This is a genomic window from Pseudomonas sp. KB_15 (assembly GCF_052114525.1).
Taxonomy (GTDB): Bacteria; Pseudomonadota; Gammaproteobacteria; order Pseudomonadales; family Pseudomonadaceae; genus Aquipseudomonas.
This window is the reverse complement of record NZ_JBFREX010000161.1, coordinates 1-525: the sequence shown is the minus strand read 5'-3', so window position 1 is coordinate 525 and position 525 is coordinate 1. Positions and strand designations below refer to the sequence as shown.

1 protein-coding gene is annotated in these 525 nt (G+C 67.0%); it reads right to left on the bottom strand.

The window, feature by feature from the left end; genetic code table 11:
• Positions 1-525 (bottom strand): ABC transporter substrate-binding protein (locus AB4Z35_RS30230; RefSeq protein WP_442101192.1); only part of this gene is annotated, 525 nt, incomplete at both ends.

The following is a 525-nucleotide window of genomic DNA, read 5'->3' as shown; positions in this document are numbered from 1 at the left end:
GTGTTCCACTCCACGACGTCGAAGTCCACGTCGAAGAAGCACTCCTTGAGGTTCTGCTGCACGTACTCGTTCATCGGCAGCGGCTGCATCTGGCCCGAGCCGGACGCCGACACCTGCACCTTCACCTTGAGCGGCTTGGCGGCCGAGTAGCCGGCTTCGGCCATCAGCTTGCGGGCGGCGTTGGCGTCGTACTTGATGTCGAACTTGGGATTGCCCCACCACGGGTTGCCGGCTTCCACGATGCCCTTGGCCTCGGCCATGTAGCCGCCCAGCAGCGTCTTCAGGCCCGAGCGGTTCACGCAGAGGTTGGCGGCCTGACGCACGCGCTTGTCCAGCCACGGCGAATTCGGCGCGAAGGAGAGCTGCCACGGCCACATGTGCGGCTGGGCGTTGGCGTAGACCTCGAAGCCGCGGCTCTTGATCTGGGCGACGGCGTCAGGCGCGGGAGCTTCGATCCAGTCGACCTGGCCCGACAGCAGCGCGGCGGTGCGCGCGTTGGCCTCGGGCATCGGCACCATCACCACC